General features: G+C 36.0%; 18 protein-coding genes. 6 read left to right on the forward strand and 12 right to left on the reverse strand.

Annotation, left to right across the window (positions count from 1 at the left end):
- Positions 1-90: 90 nt before the first annotated feature.
- From rplI to J1905_RS18185, 5 genes are all read right to left on the reverse strand, one after another.
- Positions 91-534 carry a 50S ribosomal protein L9 gene (gene rplI / locus J1905_RS18165; RefSeq protein ID WP_173091021.1) on the reverse strand — a complete coding sequence of 148 codons (444 nt, stop codon included), beginning with the start codon at positions 532-534 and terminating at the stop codon, positions 91-93.
- 10 nt (positions 535-544) lie between these two features.
- Positions 545-808, reverse strand: a complete 264-nt coding sequence (rpsR, locus tag J1905_RS18170) for a 30S ribosomal protein S18 (RefSeq protein ID WP_084291565.1) — start codon at positions 806-808, stop codon at positions 545-547.
- Positions 808-1167, reverse strand: coding sequence for a 30S ribosomal protein S6 (gene rpsF / locus J1905_RS18175; protein ID WP_108205226.1), 360 nt, complete (start codon positions 1165-1167; stop codon positions 808-810). Before rpsF ends, rpsR begins: the two co-directional genes overlap by 1 nt.
- An 84-nt stretch (positions 1168-1251) precedes the next feature.
- A complete protein-coding gene (locus J1905_RS18180) occupies positions 1252-2481 on the reverse strand; it encodes a putative outer membrane beta-barrel protein (RefSeq protein ID WP_214228683.1) in 1230 nt (409 codons plus the stop codon).
- A gap of 69 nt (positions 2482-2550) precedes the next feature.
- Complete coding sequence (locus J1905_RS18185) at positions 2551-3765, reverse strand: hypothetical protein (RefSeq protein WP_214228684.1); 1215 nt, start codon at positions 3763-3765, stop codon at positions 2551-2553.
- A 103-nt stretch (positions 3766-3868) separates the two neighbouring features.
- On the opposite strand from J1905_RS18185, the gene J1905_RS23840 reads away from it, so the two are divergent.
- Entirely contained in the window at positions 3869-5029 is a 1161-nt protein-coding gene (locus J1905_RS23840; protein WP_214228685.1) for a DNA polymerase III subunit gamma/tau, read from the forward strand.
- Here the strand turns inward: J1905_RS23840 and J1905_RS23845 are convergent.
- Positions 4970-5302, reverse strand: coding sequence for a hypothetical protein (locus J1905_RS23845; protein ID WP_214228686.1), 333 nt, complete (start codon positions 5300-5302; stop codon positions 4970-4972). The genes J1905_RS23840 and J1905_RS23845 overlap by 60 nt on opposite strands.
- A gap of 88 nt (positions 5303-5390) precedes the next feature.
- Between J1905_RS23845 and J1905_RS23850 the strand changes: the two genes are divergently transcribed.
- A complete protein-coding gene (locus J1905_RS23850) occupies positions 5391-5687 on the forward strand; it encodes a DUF8439 domain-containing protein (RefSeq protein ID WP_502928740.1) in 297 nt (98 codons plus the stop codon).
- Here J1905_RS23850 and J1905_RS18205 read toward each other — a convergent pair.
- Both J1905_RS18205 and J1905_RS18210 read right to left on the reverse strand, forming a co-directional pair.
- Positions 5677-6114 carry a hypothetical protein gene (locus J1905_RS18205; protein ID WP_173091025.1) on the reverse strand — a complete coding sequence of 146 codons (438 nt, stop codon included), beginning with the start codon at positions 6112-6114 and terminating at the stop codon, positions 5677-5679. The two genes, J1905_RS23850 and J1905_RS18205, sit on opposite strands and share 11 nt — an antisense overlap.
- 173 nt (positions 6115-6287) lie before the next feature.
- On the reverse strand, positions 6288-8507 hold the full coding sequence (locus J1905_RS18210) for an NADP-dependent isocitrate dehydrogenase (RefSeq protein ID WP_214228688.1): 2220 nt from the start codon (positions 8505-8507) through the stop codon (positions 6288-6290).
- A 211-nt stretch (positions 8508-8718) separates the two neighbouring features.
- On the opposite strand from J1905_RS18210, the gene J1905_RS18215 reads away from it, so the two are divergent.
- Together J1905_RS18215 and J1905_RS18220 are read left to right on the forward strand one after the other, a co-directional pair.
- Positions 8719-10791, forward strand: a complete 2073-nt coding sequence (locus J1905_RS18215; protein WP_214228689.1) for a TonB-dependent receptor — start codon at positions 8719-8721, stop codon at positions 10789-10791.
- A gap of 77 nt (positions 10792-10868) precedes the next feature.
- Complete coding sequence (locus tag J1905_RS18220) at positions 10869-11396, forward strand: hypothetical protein (protein ID WP_214228690.1); 528 nt, start codon at positions 10869-10871, stop codon at positions 11394-11396.
- Between the two features lie 4 nt (positions 11397-11400).
- Here the strand turns inward: J1905_RS18220 and J1905_RS18225 are convergent, their stop codons facing one another.
- A complete protein-coding gene (locus J1905_RS18225; protein ID WP_214228691.1) occupies positions 11401-11961 on the reverse strand; it encodes an HPP family protein in 561 nt (186 codons plus the stop codon).
- Between the two features lie 228 nt (positions 11962-12189).
- Between J1905_RS18225 and J1905_RS18230 the strand changes: the two genes are divergently transcribed.
- Entirely contained in the window at positions 12190-13041 is an 852-nt protein-coding gene (locus J1905_RS18230; protein ID WP_214228692.1) for a bifunctional helix-turn-helix domain-containing protein/methylated-DNA--[protein]-cysteine S-methyltransferase, read from the forward strand.
- On the opposite strand, the gene J1905_RS18235 is transcribed toward J1905_RS18230, so the two are convergent.
- Positions 13038-13940, reverse strand: coding sequence for a DNA-3-methyladenine glycosylase family protein (locus tag J1905_RS18235; RefSeq protein WP_214228693.1), 903 nt, complete (start codon positions 13938-13940; stop codon positions 13038-13040). The two genes, J1905_RS18230 and J1905_RS18235, sit on opposite strands and share 4 nt — an antisense overlap.
- Positions 13941-14058: 118 nt before the next feature.
- Here J1905_RS18235 and J1905_RS18240 point away from each other — a divergent pair, with 118 nt between their 5' ends.
- Positions 14059-14550 (forward strand): hypothetical protein, encoded by a 492-nt coding sequence (locus tag J1905_RS18240; protein ID WP_214228694.1) that lies wholly within the window; start codon positions 14059-14061, stop codon positions 14548-14550.
- 1 nt (position 14551) lies between these two features.
- Here J1905_RS18240 and J1905_RS18245 read toward each other — a convergent pair whose 3' ends face one another.
- Both J1905_RS18245 and panB read right to left on the reverse strand, forming a co-directional pair.
- Entirely contained in the window at positions 14552-15238 is a 687-nt protein-coding gene (locus J1905_RS18245; RefSeq protein WP_214228695.1) for an RluA family pseudouridine synthase, read from the reverse strand.
- Positions 15238-16053: a 3-methyl-2-oxobutanoate hydroxymethyltransferase gene (gene panB / locus J1905_RS18250; RefSeq protein WP_173091035.1), complete on the reverse strand. Its 816-nt coding sequence runs from the start codon at positions 16051-16053 to the stop codon at positions 15238-15240. Before panB ends, J1905_RS18245 begins: the two co-directional genes overlap by 1 nt.
- Between the last annotated feature and the right edge of the window lie 257 nt (positions 16054-16310).

The raw sequence follows: 16310 nt of genomic DNA on the forward strand, positions 1-16310 counted from the left end.
GCCGATAATTTTAAAACCTGCTTACAAGATTATATGCAAAAAAAAGCGTCCCGAAATGGGGACGCTTTTTAATATCCAGAAGATAGATGATTACTCAGCTACAACCGCGAAAGGAACTTTAACTTTCACTTCTTTGTGTAAGTTTAAGTTGGCAACATATTCACCAACAAATTTAGGCTCAGTTTCGAAAGTGATACGGCGACGGTCAACATCAAAACCTTGTTGTTTTAATGCATCAGCAATCATAATGGTATTTACTGCACCAAAAATCTTACCTGTTTCACCAGCTTTAGCACCGATAGATAACTTAACGTCAGTTAAACGTTGAGCAATACCTTCAGCATCTTTCTTAATTTTATCTTGTTTAAAAGCAGCTTGCTTTAAGTTTTCTGCTAATACTTTTTTAGCTGAAGGAGTAGCTAACTGTCCAAATCCTTGAGGGATTAGATAGTTACGGCCATATCCTGGCTTTACAGAAACGATATCATCTTTTTCCCCTAGGGATTTGATATCTTGTTTTAAAATAATTTCCATCTCTCAGCTCCTATTTTAATTGGTCAGCAACGAAAGGCAACAAACCGATATGGCGAGCACGTTTTACCGCTTGAGCCACTTTACGTTGAAACTTCAATGAAGTACCGGTTAAACGGCGAGGTAAAAGTTTACCTTGATCATTGATAAATTTCAATAAAAAGTTTGCGTCTTTATAATCAATATATTTAATACCGTTTTTTCTGAAACGGCAATATTTTTTTCTGTTATCGTCCACTTTTGGAGCGGTAACATATTGTATTTGATCTTTAGCCATTATCCTGCAACCTCCTGTTTAGGTTTTTTGTTAAAAGCACCACTGCGTTTCTTTTCGTTATAAGCAACCGCGTGACGGTCTAATCTTATAGTTAAGAAACGTAGAACACGCTCATCGCGTTTAAGCTCTAACTCCAACTTGTTAATTAATTCACCTGAAGATTTGTACTCTGTAAGGTGGAAAAATCCGCTTGCTTTTTTTTCAATCGGATACGCTAATTTTCTCAAACCCCAATTGTCCTCTTGAACAATTTCGGCACCGCTGTCAGCAATGATTTTGCTAAATTTGGCAATAGCCTCTTTTGCAACTTCTTCTGACAACAACGGGGTTAGAACGATAACAGTTTCGTACTGATTCATTGTTATTATTTGTTTTTTAATTTAATCCACGTCTTTTAATACGGGGTTGCAAATCTAGGAATAAAATTCTATAAATCAAAACCCTTAATGCTTACCGAACAAGTAATTAACGCCAACCTTGTACCTTTGCATAGTAACACTGTAATAAGCATAATTAGTTATTGCAGCTGGACCAATATAACCTAGCGAAATTTCGATCTTTTTATTTAAGACAACACCTGCCGTTCCCTGGTAGGAAAAATTAAAGTTCTGCATGTCTACAAAGTCCTTTGTTACGTCCATACGCATTTTAAAAGGATTATATACAGCGGTTTCATTATTACTATAACTCGAAAGATTTAAAGAAAAACCGATTCCACCGAAAACTTTAATGCGATTAGAATTATAGAAGTTATAAATCACTTGTGGTGTTGCTGCAACTGATAATTGATCAAAAGAATTTCGTTGCACCGAGCTGCTTATTTCATTCTTGCTCATCAATAACGACAATTCAACCCTATAGATCAATTTGCCTATTGAAGGATTTGCAAAAAAATCAATTCCTGTAGTGATTAATGGCATGTAGGAGGTTTTACTTTTTGCATCAGGTTTTGCGAGTAGATGACCACCTTTATAGCTCGCTTGACTAATATTTAAACCAGTACCTGCAAAAAATCTGGAAGCAGAAAATTTTGACTTAACCGGCTGCTCGTCATTTATCTTATAAACAATCTTTAAGAGATCTTTATCTCCGTAATTAACCCTTAAGAGGATTCTTTCATCTAACATATCAGGAACAATAAACAGTCTCATTTTTGACCTTAATTGTCGAACATAAACATTCTCTGTAAGCATCCTACCCGGTTGATCTGGCTTGAAATAAAAATTACGGACAAGCTCAACAGGCTTAACTTCATTCTTATCCATAATATAATACCTCTTCTTTATATCATCTTTGTAGGAAAACAAGGTAATGTTTTTACCACGATTCAACACCTTAAGCAATACAGTATCAATCCTAAAAGACGAGTCTCTGCCAACTAAAATATTCGACAATTCTTCGCGACTTGTACTAACTGAAACAATGTATCTTTCATACTTTTCTAGACTATCAATTGAGTAGGCTGTGCATTCATCAATAGTAAAAGTACGCGGCTTACTTTCAGAATTGTCTTTAAATTTAATTGAGCTTGGATTAAAAACAGACTCCTTATAGTCTATATATCCTCTTAAAGTATCTTTTGAATTAGTAACCACATATCCTTTTTGAAAATTTGATTGAGCAATTGATAAAAAAGGAAGTACCCATAAAAGGGTGAAGAGCGAGTATTTCATATAATTATTTTGATTTTTGTGCAAACTTAGAAATAAATTCTGCCATACATCTGTAATTCAGCTTGATTTTTATTTAAACAAATAATGGATTCCGAATGTAAAACGGCTGACCAAAACCTTAAATATCTGATAATCTGTAGTTGCAGAATTTATATAATAGCCACCGGAAAACTCTATTTTTTTGTTCACAACAAAACCGGCAGTAATCTTTGGTGCGAAACTAATCGCATTTAAATCAACATCACTTTTTTTAGTTTCAGCTCCTTGCTCCAAAGTAGACATTACGTTATTACTATAACTTGATATGTTAGCTGATAGCCCTGCACCTGCATAGAACTTAAACATATTACTGTTGTAAATGTTATAAATGATCTGAGGAGAGACTCCCAATGTAAGCTCGTCAAAAGAATGCTTTAAATTATTACTCTCCTTATAAATTTCATTCTTGCTCATAAATAAAGTCGCATTGACTCTGTACACCATCTTACCAATCAACGGCTTCGGAATATAATCCAATCCAACTGTTATCGTCGGATTACTCGATTTCTTTGCCACAGCGGTAGCATTTGCCAGTGAGTGGCGCCCTTTATACACAAAAGAGGTCAAACTCAGTCCTGCACCTATAAAAAACCTGGTATCTTTTACTGCAAATTCTTTGGCCGACTGATTATTTATTTTAGATACGACCTTAATTAAGTCGTCTGCATTATACTTTGCCCATTCTAATTTCACATCCTTAAGCGTCAGATTTTTCTGATATTTCTGCATCAACTGATACAATTGAACTTGAAATTTATTTTCAGTTTTTGCAAACCGCGGTCGCTCAAAATAAATGTTTCTAATTAGTTCCAATGGAACGGCATCTTCTTTCGATTGAATATAAAATCTAGTTTTAACATCATCTGTGTACATAAACAAGGTGGCATTTTCTCCAGATTGCAATATCCTTAGAAATACTACATCATTTTTTGAGGAGGTATCTCTTCCGGTTGATATTCTATTTAGATCATCTTTACTCATGCTTATATTGACAGTTTCCCTGCGATATGAATAAAAATTCTCGACAACATAGGCCTTGCAATCCTTTAAAGGAAATACCTGAGTTTTATCATCTGGGGTTGGTCTGAAATATACTGCAATTGGATTTTCAGATTCTTCCTTAAAACTAATGAAGCCCCTAAGGGTATCTTGTGCGTTGGTTATCAAATAGCCACTACGATAACTGGTTTGGGCAATAGACAGAAATGGAATAACCCAAAATAGGATTAAAAGAGAGCGTTTCATACGTTTATATTTTTGTTAGTCGTAAACATAAATATAATTTCAGACATTTTATTTTCCCACATTCCTATACAGCTCCGTAAAAAATTTCTAATTTCGTTGGCGAATGGAAAATTTTATAGTATCAGCCCGTAAGTACCGTCCGGCAACGTTTGAAACCGTTGTTGGCCAGCACCATATTACAGGTACGCTAAAAAATGCCATTAAAAACAATCAGCTGGCTCAAGCATTTTTGTTTTGTGGGCCAAGGGGTGTAGGTAAAACTACCTGTGCACGTATCCTGGCTAAAACTATTAACTGTACTAATTTAACTGAAGATCAGGAAGCTTGCGGAACATGTGATTCATGTGTTTCATTTCAAACCGGTCACTCTTTTAATTTTCATGAACTTGATGCTGCCTCAAACAACTCAGTTGATGATATCCGTAGTCTAATTGAACAGGTTCGTATCCCGCCACAGGCAGGAAAATATAAAATCTACATTATAGATGAGGTGCACATGCTTTCTGCTAATGCATTTAATGCGTTTCTAAAAACGCTTGAAGAACCGCCATCTTATGCTATTTTTATATTAGCTACTACAGAAAAACATAAAATACTACCCACTATTCTATCAAGATGTCAGATTTTTGATTTCAATAGAATACAGGTTGATGATATCTCTGGCCATCTGAATAAGATTGCACAGCGTGAAAATATTTCAGTAGAAGCTGACGGATTACACATTATAGCTCAAAAGGCTGATGGTGGTTTAAGGGATGCACTTTCAATGTTCGATCAGATTGTAAGTTATACCAATAAAAACTTAACCTACAAATCTGTAATCGACAACTTGAATATTCTTGATTACGATTATTATTTTAAGCTTACTCAAAATCTGACAAGTGGAGATGTGAGTAATGCACTAGTCTTATTTGACGAGATTTTAAATAATGGTTTTGATGGCAACAATTTCATCAATGGTTTAGCAAGTCACCTACGTAACTTATTGGTAGCCAAAGATCCTCAAACTACAAAACTATTAGAGGTAAGCGAGAACATTAAACAGAAATACATTACGCAAAGTCAGCAAACACCTGTTTCGTTTATACTTACGGCGTTAAATCTTGCTAATCAGTGCGATCTTAATTATAAGAACAGCAAAAATCAACGATTGCAAGTAGAGCTGGCTCTAATAAAAATGTGCCACATACCTTCGGTCCTTCAACTAGCCCAGCTGCCTAACAATTCCGCCACTGACATAGATCAGATTAAAAAAAAAAACTAATGTAAGTTCTGTTGCTCCAGCAAATACACCACCAGCAGAAGTACAAAATAAGGCGCCAGAAACTATTACAATACCTGAAGTAGCGAAGCAACCGCAACAGGATTCACCCCCTTTACCTTCAATTCCTGTAGCAAAAACGACTAGTTCTCCACCAGCTACCAAGATTGCACTAAAGCCTCTTGCTGACAGTAAAAAAATTGCAACATTAATTCCGTCGTTAAATGATATTGGACGTACAGAAGAAGGCGAAGAAGGTGATGAGCCAAAGTACATTAGCGGAGATGCAAGAGAAGCTTTTACATACGAGCAGCTGTTTACACTCTGGACTCAATATGCGAACAAAGCAAAAGATGATGGCAAGATCAATATATACACCTTGCTTAGCAGTTCAGATCCAATACTTGACTCTCCGGAGGAAATTACGGTACATGTAGAGCACAAGCTACAGGAAGCTTTATTGCAAGAAGAAATGATAGATTTTCTAAATTTCTTAAGACCAAACCTGAGAAATTTTAATCTTTCAATTAAGGCCAAACAAGTGGAAAGGACAGTGGTTAACAGACTCTATACCAATAAAGAAAAGTATGAGTATCTGATTGAGAAAAATCCTAAGCTGGAAGAAATGCGTAAACGTTTCAACTTAGACGTTAATTCCTAGAAGGTTTCCCTGGCGGCGGTGTATCATTAACAGGGTATCCCTCTTCATCCAAATCATCACGATCATCTTCCGGAGTACGTGCCAACAACTGATCTTCCGGTTCTAGTTCAAGACTTTCTAAAGTATCAATATGCATAGCCGCACTTTCAAGGTTTTCTCCTATTTGTTTATCTTCATCATAAGCAGATCCATTATATGGATTTGCCTCATCGTATGTAGAAATACTATCCTCACCATTAGGGGCAGAAGTATCATAAGGGAGTGGATGATCATACTCACTATCCTCACCTCTTACATCAAATTCAAAACTATTTCGGTTCTTATCGTATGACAAATTATCAAAATCTTTAGTTTCTCCTAACTCAGTAGGATGAAGTTTGTCGAGTGCTTTTCTATCTCCTGGAACATTGTTTTGGTCTGCGCTCATAATGGTAAATTTTAAATAAACTTAGATAAAATTGTTTTTATATACAATAAGGCTTTCATGGATATGATGTGTAATTACAACCTCAAAAAACATAGAATTGTTTTCGGTTTTTAAATGAAAAAAAGAGGCCTGCTTGCTGATGCAAACAGGCCTCTTTTTTAACCTTTTTTATCTTACAAACCTGCTAATGCAGTATTTAATGTTTCGCTTGGGCGCATTGCTTTAAATGCCAAGTCATCATTAGGGTGGTAATAACCACCAATATTTTGTGGTTTACCTTGCGCACCTATTAATTCTCCTGTAATCTTCGTTTCATTTTCAGCCAAAGCTTTAGCTAGTGGCACAAATCTTTCCTGCAACTCTGCATCTTTGGTTTGTGCAGCAAGGCCTTCTGCCCAATACAACGCTAAATAGAAATGTGATCCTCTATTGTCTATCTGACCTACTTTACGAGCAGGAGACTTATCGTTTGCAAGGAATTTTTCAGTAGCTAAATCTAAAGTTTCAGCCAAAACCAAAGCTTTTGGATTATTTTGCGTTTGACCTAAATGTTCAAGAGAAACAGCTAATGCCAGGAATTCACCTAATGAATCCCAACGTAAATACCCCTCTTCAATAAATTGTTCGATATGTTTTGGTGCAGAACCACCCGCTCCAGTTTCGAACAAGCCACCGCCATTCATTAATGGTACTATAGATAACATTTTTGCAGAGGTACCTAGTTCTAAAATTGGGAACAAATCTGTTAAATAATCACGTAATACGTTACCGGTTACTGAAATGGTATCTTCTCCTTTTCTAATTCTATCTAGAGTAAATTTGGTAGCTTCTACAGGTGATAAAATACGAATATCTAAACCAGTTGTATCATGGTCTAACAAGTACTTATTTACTTTTTTAATAATCTCTCTATCATGTGCTCTGTTTTCATCTAACCAAAAAACAGCTGGTGTAGCTGATAAACGAGATCTGTTTACCGCCAACTTAACCCAATCCTGAATTGGAGCATCTTTAGTTTGGCACATACGGAAAATGTCGCCTTTTTCAACCTTTTGATCGAAGAAAACCTGTGCATTAGCATCTGTTACGCGAATTGTTCCCGCAGCAGTAGCCTGGAAAGTTTTATCATGAGAGCCATACTCTTCTGCTTTTTGCGCCATTAAACCTACGTTTGGCACAGAACCCATTGTAGTAACATCAAAAGCACCATGAGCTTTACAGTCGTCAATAGTAGCAGTATATACACCCGCATAGCAACGATCTGGAATTATAGCAATAGTATCTTGTTGTTTGTTGTCCTTGTTCCACATCTGACCAGAAGTGCGGATCATTGCAGGCATAGAAGCATCAACAATCACATCAGAAGGGACGTGAAGATTAGTGATTCCTTTATCTGAATTTACCATTGCCAAAGCAGGGCCATTTTCAATTGCTTGTGCAATTGCAGCTTCAACTTCAACTTGTTTAGGGTTTCCTGCTATTTTAGCATAAACATCACCTAAACCATTACGGGTATCAACATTTAATTCTTTGAATAACTCAGCATATTTAGCAAAAACATCTGCAAAATAAACTTCTACTATAGCACCAAAAATGATTGGATCAGAAACCTTCATCATGGTAGCTTTTAAATGTGCTGAGAGTAAAACTCCAGCAGCTTTTGCCTCTTCAATAGCTTTTGCAACAAAAGATTTTAAAGCAGAAAGACTCATTACCGAACTATCGATAACTTCACCTGCTTTTAAAGGTGATAATCCTTTTAATTCAGAAATGGCTCCGTTTGCATCAACAAACTCAATTTTAAATTGAGCGGCTTCTGCTACTGTAGCTGATTTCTCAGACCCATAAAAATCGCCTTCGGTCATGCTTACAACCTTAGTTTTAGAATCTGCAGACCAAGCTCCCATTGAATGTGGGTTAGCTTTTGCATAATTTTTAACTGCTTTAGGTGCTCTGCGATCTGAGTTACCTTCGCGTAAAACCGGGTTAACAGCCGAACCTAAAACTTTTGCATATTTTGCTTTGATTGCTTTTTCTTCCTCAGTCTGTGCATTATCTGGATAATTAGGAATAGCATACCCTTGAGATTGCAACTCTGTAATTGCGCCAACTAATTGCGGAATAGAAGCTGAAATATTAGGTAACTTAATAATGTTAGCCTCTGGTGTAGTAGCCAATTGGCCCAGTTCTGTCAATGCATCTCCAACCTTTTGGTCTTCCTTTAAAAACTCAGGAAAGTTTGCCAAAATTCTTCCGGCCAAAGAAATATCTCTGGTTTCTACATCAATACCAGCTGATGCTGTAAAAGCTTGTACAATTGGTAATAATGAATAGGTTGCCAACATTGGCGCTTCATCTGTTTTGGTATAGATAATTTTTGATGTATTCGACATATTTTTATAAATACGATTATATGAATAAAAAAATAAAAGCAGTGTTGTTTATGATAAACGTGCTTTCTATTAAAATCGCCTAAAGATATAATAAACAGATGAATTTCATGGTGTTTATTTTGTCACATCAACCTTACTTTTTGACTAAACATTTTGCTAAAACTAAAGATGGCCTATTATTTTTGCCATTAAATTTTAGCTTTGTTAAAGAATGAAAATATTTTTAACAGGCCTGATAGTACTTGCAGGAATTACAGCTTCAGCCCAGACACAACAAGATTCAACTAGAAGGTTAAACGAGGTTACTATAAGACCTTATTTTTCTAATCAATCTTTAATCAGATCCACGGGAGCAATTGGCCTTATCGACAGTACAACACTTGACAGGCAATTGGGCAATTCGTTTGTATCAGCACTAAATACTGTTGCCGGAGTTAGAATGGAAGAACGGTCTCCTGGAAGTTACCGATTATCTATAAGGGGCAGTTTATTAAGATCTCCGTTTGGAATAAGAAATATAAAAATATATCTGGATGATTTCCCTTTAACCGATGCAGGAGGAAATAGTTACTTAAATGCTTTAGATGTTGCAAGCGCAAGCCAGATACAGATTTTAAAGGGGCCTCAGAGTAGTATTTATGGAGCTAACTCGGGAGGTGTTGTTTTAATACAACCACAGGGCTCCAATGCTATAACAAATAATAACTCGATAGCACTAAAGCTTGAGGGAGGATCTTTTGGTTCTTTTCATCAAAATGCTGTATTACAACATCAGGCTGAAAAATATAGTTTAAATATCACTCAAGCTTATCAGAGAAGTGATGGCTATCGTGATCATAGTGGCATGGAACGTAAATATTTCCAAGCTCTTCAAAAATGGGATTATACTAAAAATGCCAGTTTAAAAACCCTACTATTTTATTCTGATTTACATTACAATACACCAGGCGGACTAACCGCAGAACAGTATTTACAGAATCCATCATCATCTCGCCCTGCGGCAGGACAAACCAAAAGCGCCATAGACCAAAATGCCGGCATTTACAGTAAAACTATATACGGTGGAATTTCTAATAACTGGATCATCAACAGTCATTTTAAACATGTAATTTCTGTATTTTCTTCTTACACGGATTTTAAAAACCCATTTATTACTAATTATGAAAAGCGCAAAGAGTTTACGCTAGGCCTACGCTCTTATTTGGAATATGCCAGAAGTTCATCTGATGTAGACTGGAAATTTAATATCGGACTAGAAAGCATGAAAACAGGTACTGATTTTGACAATTATGATAACAACTTTGGTCAACCAGGTGCAGTTCAAGCTTCGGATAAACTAAATGCTAATTCAAATTTTGCGTTTGCTCATCTTGGCATCGATATATCTCAAAAGCTATTAATTGAGTTATCAGCAAGCGCAAACTTATATGGCTACAATTACCGAAGCATTGCTCCGATCGCTATCTCTAAAAAAACAAATAAATTTGACGTACAATTCATGCCAAGGATTGCTTTATCTTACTTAGTCGACGATCAATTTTCTCTAAGATCATCCGTAAGTAAAGGCTACTCTCCACCCAGTCTTTCAGAAGTACGTGCTTCAAACAATGTAATTAATATTGACCTCCAACCTGAATATGGCTGGAATTATGAAGCAGGAGTTAGATATGAAGGTCTAAATAAGAGGCTTTTTGTAGATGTTACGGGATTTTATTACAACCTTAAAAAAGCAATTGTAAGACGAACAATTTTAATAAATGAAAAGGAGGCTGATTATTTTGTAAATGCGGGAGGCACAAAGCAATGGGGCCTGGAAAGCTCATTGGCATTTTGGATTATCCCTACCAATGAAAATAATTTTATAAGAGGACTACAATTAAGAAATTCATATACCCTAAGTCATTTTAAATTTGACAAGTATATAGATAAGGCCAATGATTTCTCTGGCAATAACCTTACAGGGGTACCCAAAGTAACAGTTATTAACAGTACTGATGTTCGGTTACCAAAGGGATTCTATCTGTTTTTACAGCATAATTACACCTCAAGCATCCCATTAAATGACGCAAATACTGTATATGCTAAAAAATACCATTTAGTACAGGCAAAAGTTGGCAAAAAGAACCTTCGTATAGGCAAAACCCTCTTCGAAGTTTATGCAGGAGCAGATAATTTGTTAAATGAAAAATACAGTTTGGGCAATGATTTAAATGCTCTTGGTGGCAGGTATTTTAATGCTGCTGCAACTCGTAACTTTTACGGAGGCTTAACAATATGTTTATAACTAGTTAATAACTATTCTCATATCACCTTTTATTTTAAATCAATTGTTCGTAATTTTCTGTTAGACAATACGAAACAATGAATTCTAGCAACGAAACCTTATTTTCAGAAAAGCAGCGCTTTGGTCAAAAATGGATTTGGGCAATTCTAATTGGAGCCAACTTAATATTTTGCTATGGTGTGTTTTATCAGGTCTTTGAAAGAAAATCTTTCGATGATAACTCCATGAGCAATATGCAATTGATAACGGCTTCAGTACTTATGTTTTTACTTACACTTGCATTTCTAGTACTGAAACTCGAGACCTACATTAAAAAAGATGGGATCTATGTGCGTTTTTTTCCATTCCATTTAACAGTTAGAAAGTATTCGTGGGACAATATTCAAAGATTTTCTGTTAGGCAATATGATCCAATTTCGGAATATGGAGGATGGGGTTTTAGATTCGGATTTTTAAAAAAAGGGATGGCCTTTAACGTTTCAGGAAATAAAGGAATACAACTTGTTTTAAAGAATGGATCAAGGTTGTTAATAGGCACCAATAAACCAGAAGAGGCTTCAGAAACACTTCAAAAGCTAAAGCTTGGGTCTAATGTCAATTATTAAGGCTTTATTTTTTGAATATAGGTTTTATTGGATATCTCCTGTGTCTTAAATTATTGAACACTAAAGCTACCAGAAACAAAATCATTATCCCTGACAACACTGGAGAGAGCACATACATATAACCTAAAGCTTTTATCTTTTCACTTCCGATTACAGCTATCAGTGCAGTAGCTCCACCAGGAGGATGTAATGTCTTGGTAATTTGCATCGCTACTATTGAGATTGAAACCGCTAAAGCACAGGCCAACCAGACTTCTCCGGGAAAAAATTTGGCAACCGTAACTCCAATTATTGCTGAAATCAAATGACCACCTATTAAGTTTCTTGGTTGTGCCAAAGGACTATTAATTATACCATAAATAAGTACCGAAGAAGCACCAAAAGAACCTATCAGGTATAAATTATCATTAGCTACCAGGTATTTACTATTTAACAATCCAATTAAACCTATACCAATAAATGATCCAATAAAAGTAAGGATATGCTCCTTTGCATCAATTAAAGTTTCACGATACAGTACATACCTCGCCCTACGATAGTGCTTCCTAATTCTCTTTCTTGGCATTGCTCTTTAAAATATGGCGCAAAAGTAAGGTTATATCTCACCAATTACTAGTAATCATCTTAATATCACCACTTTTTACAAACCACAAACTAAAAAGGTGACCTCCATTTTTGCCTGCATTTGTTTAATGCACACATAAACTTTATATTAACAGGCGCTTATTATTAGCAAGTTTCGGGTTTCCAAGCAGCGTACGTAGGTGTAAATTTGACTAATAAACAAAAGATCATGGAAACATATAGTCAGATTGATTACAATAGAATTGCACAAGCAATAGCATATTTAAAAGTAAATTTTAAACAACAGCCGTCACTTGATGATGTTGCAGAACATGTTAACCTTAGTCCTTTTCATTTTCAACGCATATTTAAAGAATGGGCCGGAGTTACACCAAAAAAATTCCTCCAGTATCTTTCAATTGAATACGCTAAAAGCATACTTAAAGACAATCAAGTTACCTTATTCGATGCGGCTTATGAAACCGGTCTATCAGGTACCAGTCGCCTTCACGACCTCTTTATAAACATAGAAGGAATGACTCCCGGCGAGTTTAAAAATGGAGGTGAACAGCTCACTATAAATTATAGCTATGCTGAAAGTCCTTTTGGATCTCTGATTGTCGCATCTACAGGAAAAGGCGTTTGCTATATGGCATTTGCAGATGATCAACATGAAGCATTGGAAGCTTTAAAAAATACTTTCCCCAATGCCCAATATCATCAGCTATTGGATATGATACAACAGAATGCACTTTACATATTTACTCAGGATTGGAGCAGAATAAATGAAATAAAACTTCATTTAAAAGGAACCGCTTTTCAATTAAAGGTATGGGAAACCTTGCTAAAAGTGCCAATTGGAGGTTTATCCACTTATGCTACTATTGCTGCGTCTATTAATAACCCAAAAGCAAGTAGGGCTGTGGGCTCTGCAGTTGGAGATAATCCTGTCGCATTTTTAATTCCATGTCACAGGGTTATCAAATCTACTGGAGAATTTGGTCAGTATCATTGGGGTAGTTCACGTAAAACGGCAATTATTGGTTGGGAAGCTGCAAAAACAACATTGGGTAAAATTTAGCACTTCTTTGAAAGACTTCGCCAAAGATAAAATACCAAATAGCTCTCCCACCCCGGGTAATTACTAAAAAACAGCTCAATTTCCTTGTGCTGTTTTTTATCTGCAATAATTTTATGGTTTAGCAATGAATTTAGAAGCCCCGCATCCCCATAAGGAACACATGAATGTTCTTTTAAAGACTTCATAAGCGCATAGTTAGCGGTCCAAACACCTATCCCCTTAATGTTATTCAGAGCTTTTTGTCTTGCAATAAGATCCGGCAAGGCAAGTAATTTATCTTTACTAATTTCTCCGGAAGCGAATGCTTTTGCAATAGTAATCAGATATTCTGCCTTGCTTTTAGAAAACTGCATTTCCTTCAGATCATCAGGATAAAGTTCAGCTAGCACCGCACAATTTGGAAACACATGATAATTGAACCCATTATAAGACATATAGGTTCCATACTTTTCAACCAGTCGTCTCTTTAATTTATATGCAAAAGTAAGATTAATCTGTTGACCTATTATTGCCCAACAAATGGCTTCAAATAAATTAGGTATGCCGATTAAACGGAGCCCATTATAGGCCGTTGCCATATAAGCTAACCTTTGATCATTTTTTATTAACCGATAAAAGGACTCCATATCTTTCTCAAGATCAAACCAATCAGATACAAATTTCTTAAGCTTATTTAAATCGGGCTGCTTAAGATCGCCATCAAGTAACTCAATCTGCAATTTATGCTCATAAAAAGCGACACTAACCAATACTTGCTGACCTTCAATTTCGACAACTTTTATAACCTGATCTGTATCTACTTTATGCATACAGTCGTCAAAATTCCTATCCAGAAACCATAAACATTCTTGAAAATCAAAATTCAAAGGGGCATCAATTGAGATGATTTGCTTACTCATATCTCAAAAGTATTCATTTGCTTGAACAATAAAATCTGTTTCTTGCTCAATATAAATTCAGGTAACCATAAAAATGGCAGGGCTATTGCAGGAAGAAAGAAGAATAATTAATGTCAATATGAAAAAATCACTTATCCTATTAACCGGCATCGCCTTAATTGCATCTGCCTGCAATAGTAGTAATACTGACAGCAAAGGTGTCGACAGCACATCAGTAACTTCCGTTGATACGACGCTTACGCCAGCAGTGCCAGATCAAGTAAAGATCACAGACTGTTACATTTACACCAAGAACAGAGACACCATAAAGCTCAAATTGAATACTGAAAACGAAGAATTAACTGGAGATTTAAGTTATAATCTGTTTGAGAAAGACAGTAACAAAGGTACTATTTCCGGAGAAATTAAAGGAGATACTATCCTAGCAGAATATACTTTTGATTCAGAAGGAATGCGATCAACAAGAGAGGTTGTCTTTTTAAAAAGAGATGGAAAATTATATGAAGGTTTTGGAGATGTAGAAGAGAAAAGTGGCAAAACAGTATTTAAAAATAGAGCGCAGTTAAAATTTGAAGACGCAATAGTACTTTCTTTAACAGAATGTAAATAATCTAAAAATTCTCAAAACGCTCCCAAAAACCGTCAACAGGTAGCTTTGCAAAAATATTCACAGGTTCTTTCTTTACCGGATGGATAAATTGCAGCCTGCGAGCATGCAAACAAATACTTCCTTTTCGGCTACCTCTAGGGTAGCCATATTTATTATCACCTACAATTGGGCATCCTAATGTAGACAACTGCACTCTGATTTGATGAGATCGCCCGGTAAGTGGATCAACCTCTATTAGATAATAACCTCCCAGCTCACCTAATAACCTGTAACTTAATTCTGAACGCTGACTCCCCGGCACTTCTATATTATGCGGAGTAACCACATTCTTTTGAGGGTTTTTAACCAGCCAATGCACTAATGTTCCAGAAGGTTTAGCTGGTTTATTTCTAACTATGGCCCAATAAGTCTTTTTTACTTCGCGATTTTTAAATACTGCATTCATTCGCTCAAGCGCCTTACTGGTTTTAGCAAAAAGGATTACCCCACTAACTGGCCTATCTAGGCGATGTACAACCCCCAGAAAGGCACTATTAGGTTTGTTATATTTTTTAGCAAGATACTTTTTTACTTGCTCGTCAAGAGGCTCATCACCTGTCTCGTCAATCTGAACAATATCACCTGCCCGTTTTAATACAGCTATCAGGTGATTGTCTTCGTAAAGTACATCTTTATCAGTTACCGGCATTAATACTGTTCCTTTTCGTTCGGGAAATCTTTTGCTTTAACATCTTTAATATATGATTGTGCGGCGTCTAATATGCCATCATATAAATTTATATATTGACGTAAAAAACGAGGCTTAAATCCTTTTGTTAAACCAATCATATCATTAACTACCAATACTTGTCCATCACAATCCGGACCAGCACCAATACCTATAGTCGGTATTTGTAAACTTTCCGAAACTATTTTAGCTAGTTTAGCGGGTATTTTCTCAAGTACAATAGCAAAACATCCTGCTTCTTGCAATGCAAGTGCATCAGTTTTTAATTTTTCTGCTTCATCTTCATCTTTCGCTCTAACAGTATAGGTGCCAAATTTATAAATAGACTGCGGAGTTAATCCAAGGTGCCCCATAACAGGAATCCCTGCCGTAATGATGCGTGATATAGATTCAGCAACTTCAGTTCCCCCCTCAAGCTTTACGCCATGCGCACCAGATTCTTTCATGATTCTGATTGCCGAATTCAATGCCTCCTTAGAGTTCCCCTGATAGCTACCAAAAGGCAAATCTACAACTACGAAGGCACGCTTTGCACCTCTAACAACACCTTGAGCATGATAAATCATCTGATCAAGAGTGATAGGCAAAGTGGTTTCATGACCAGCCATTACATTAGAAGCCGAATCACCAACTAATAATACGTCCAAACCTGCATCATCAAGAATGGTCGCCATCGAATAATCGTAAGCGGTTAACATGGCTATTTTTTCTCCACTAGCCTTCATTTCCTGAAGTATATGTGTGGTTATGCGTTTAACCTCTTTGTTTACTGACATAGTTCTATCGTTTTGTAGCGACAAAATTAGTTTTTACATTCGAAATAAAGACAGTTTTATCGTTTTTGTGACATTTAGTTCATGCCTTATTCCCTTTCCTACCATACAATATATAATAGAAGCACCAAATAGCTATCGGAAGTCTACCAAAACATTCTAAAAAAAACTCTTGAATTTAAATCATCAAAAATGTATCTTTGTATCCCGAAATGAGGGGGTCACTTAACAGCACATATGTTAATTACAATAACGGCATC

This window comes from Pedobacter sp. B4-66 (assembly GCF_018492665.1).
Taxonomy (GTDB): Bacteria; Bacteroidota; Bacteroidia; order Sphingobacteriales; family Sphingobacteriaceae; genus Pedobacter.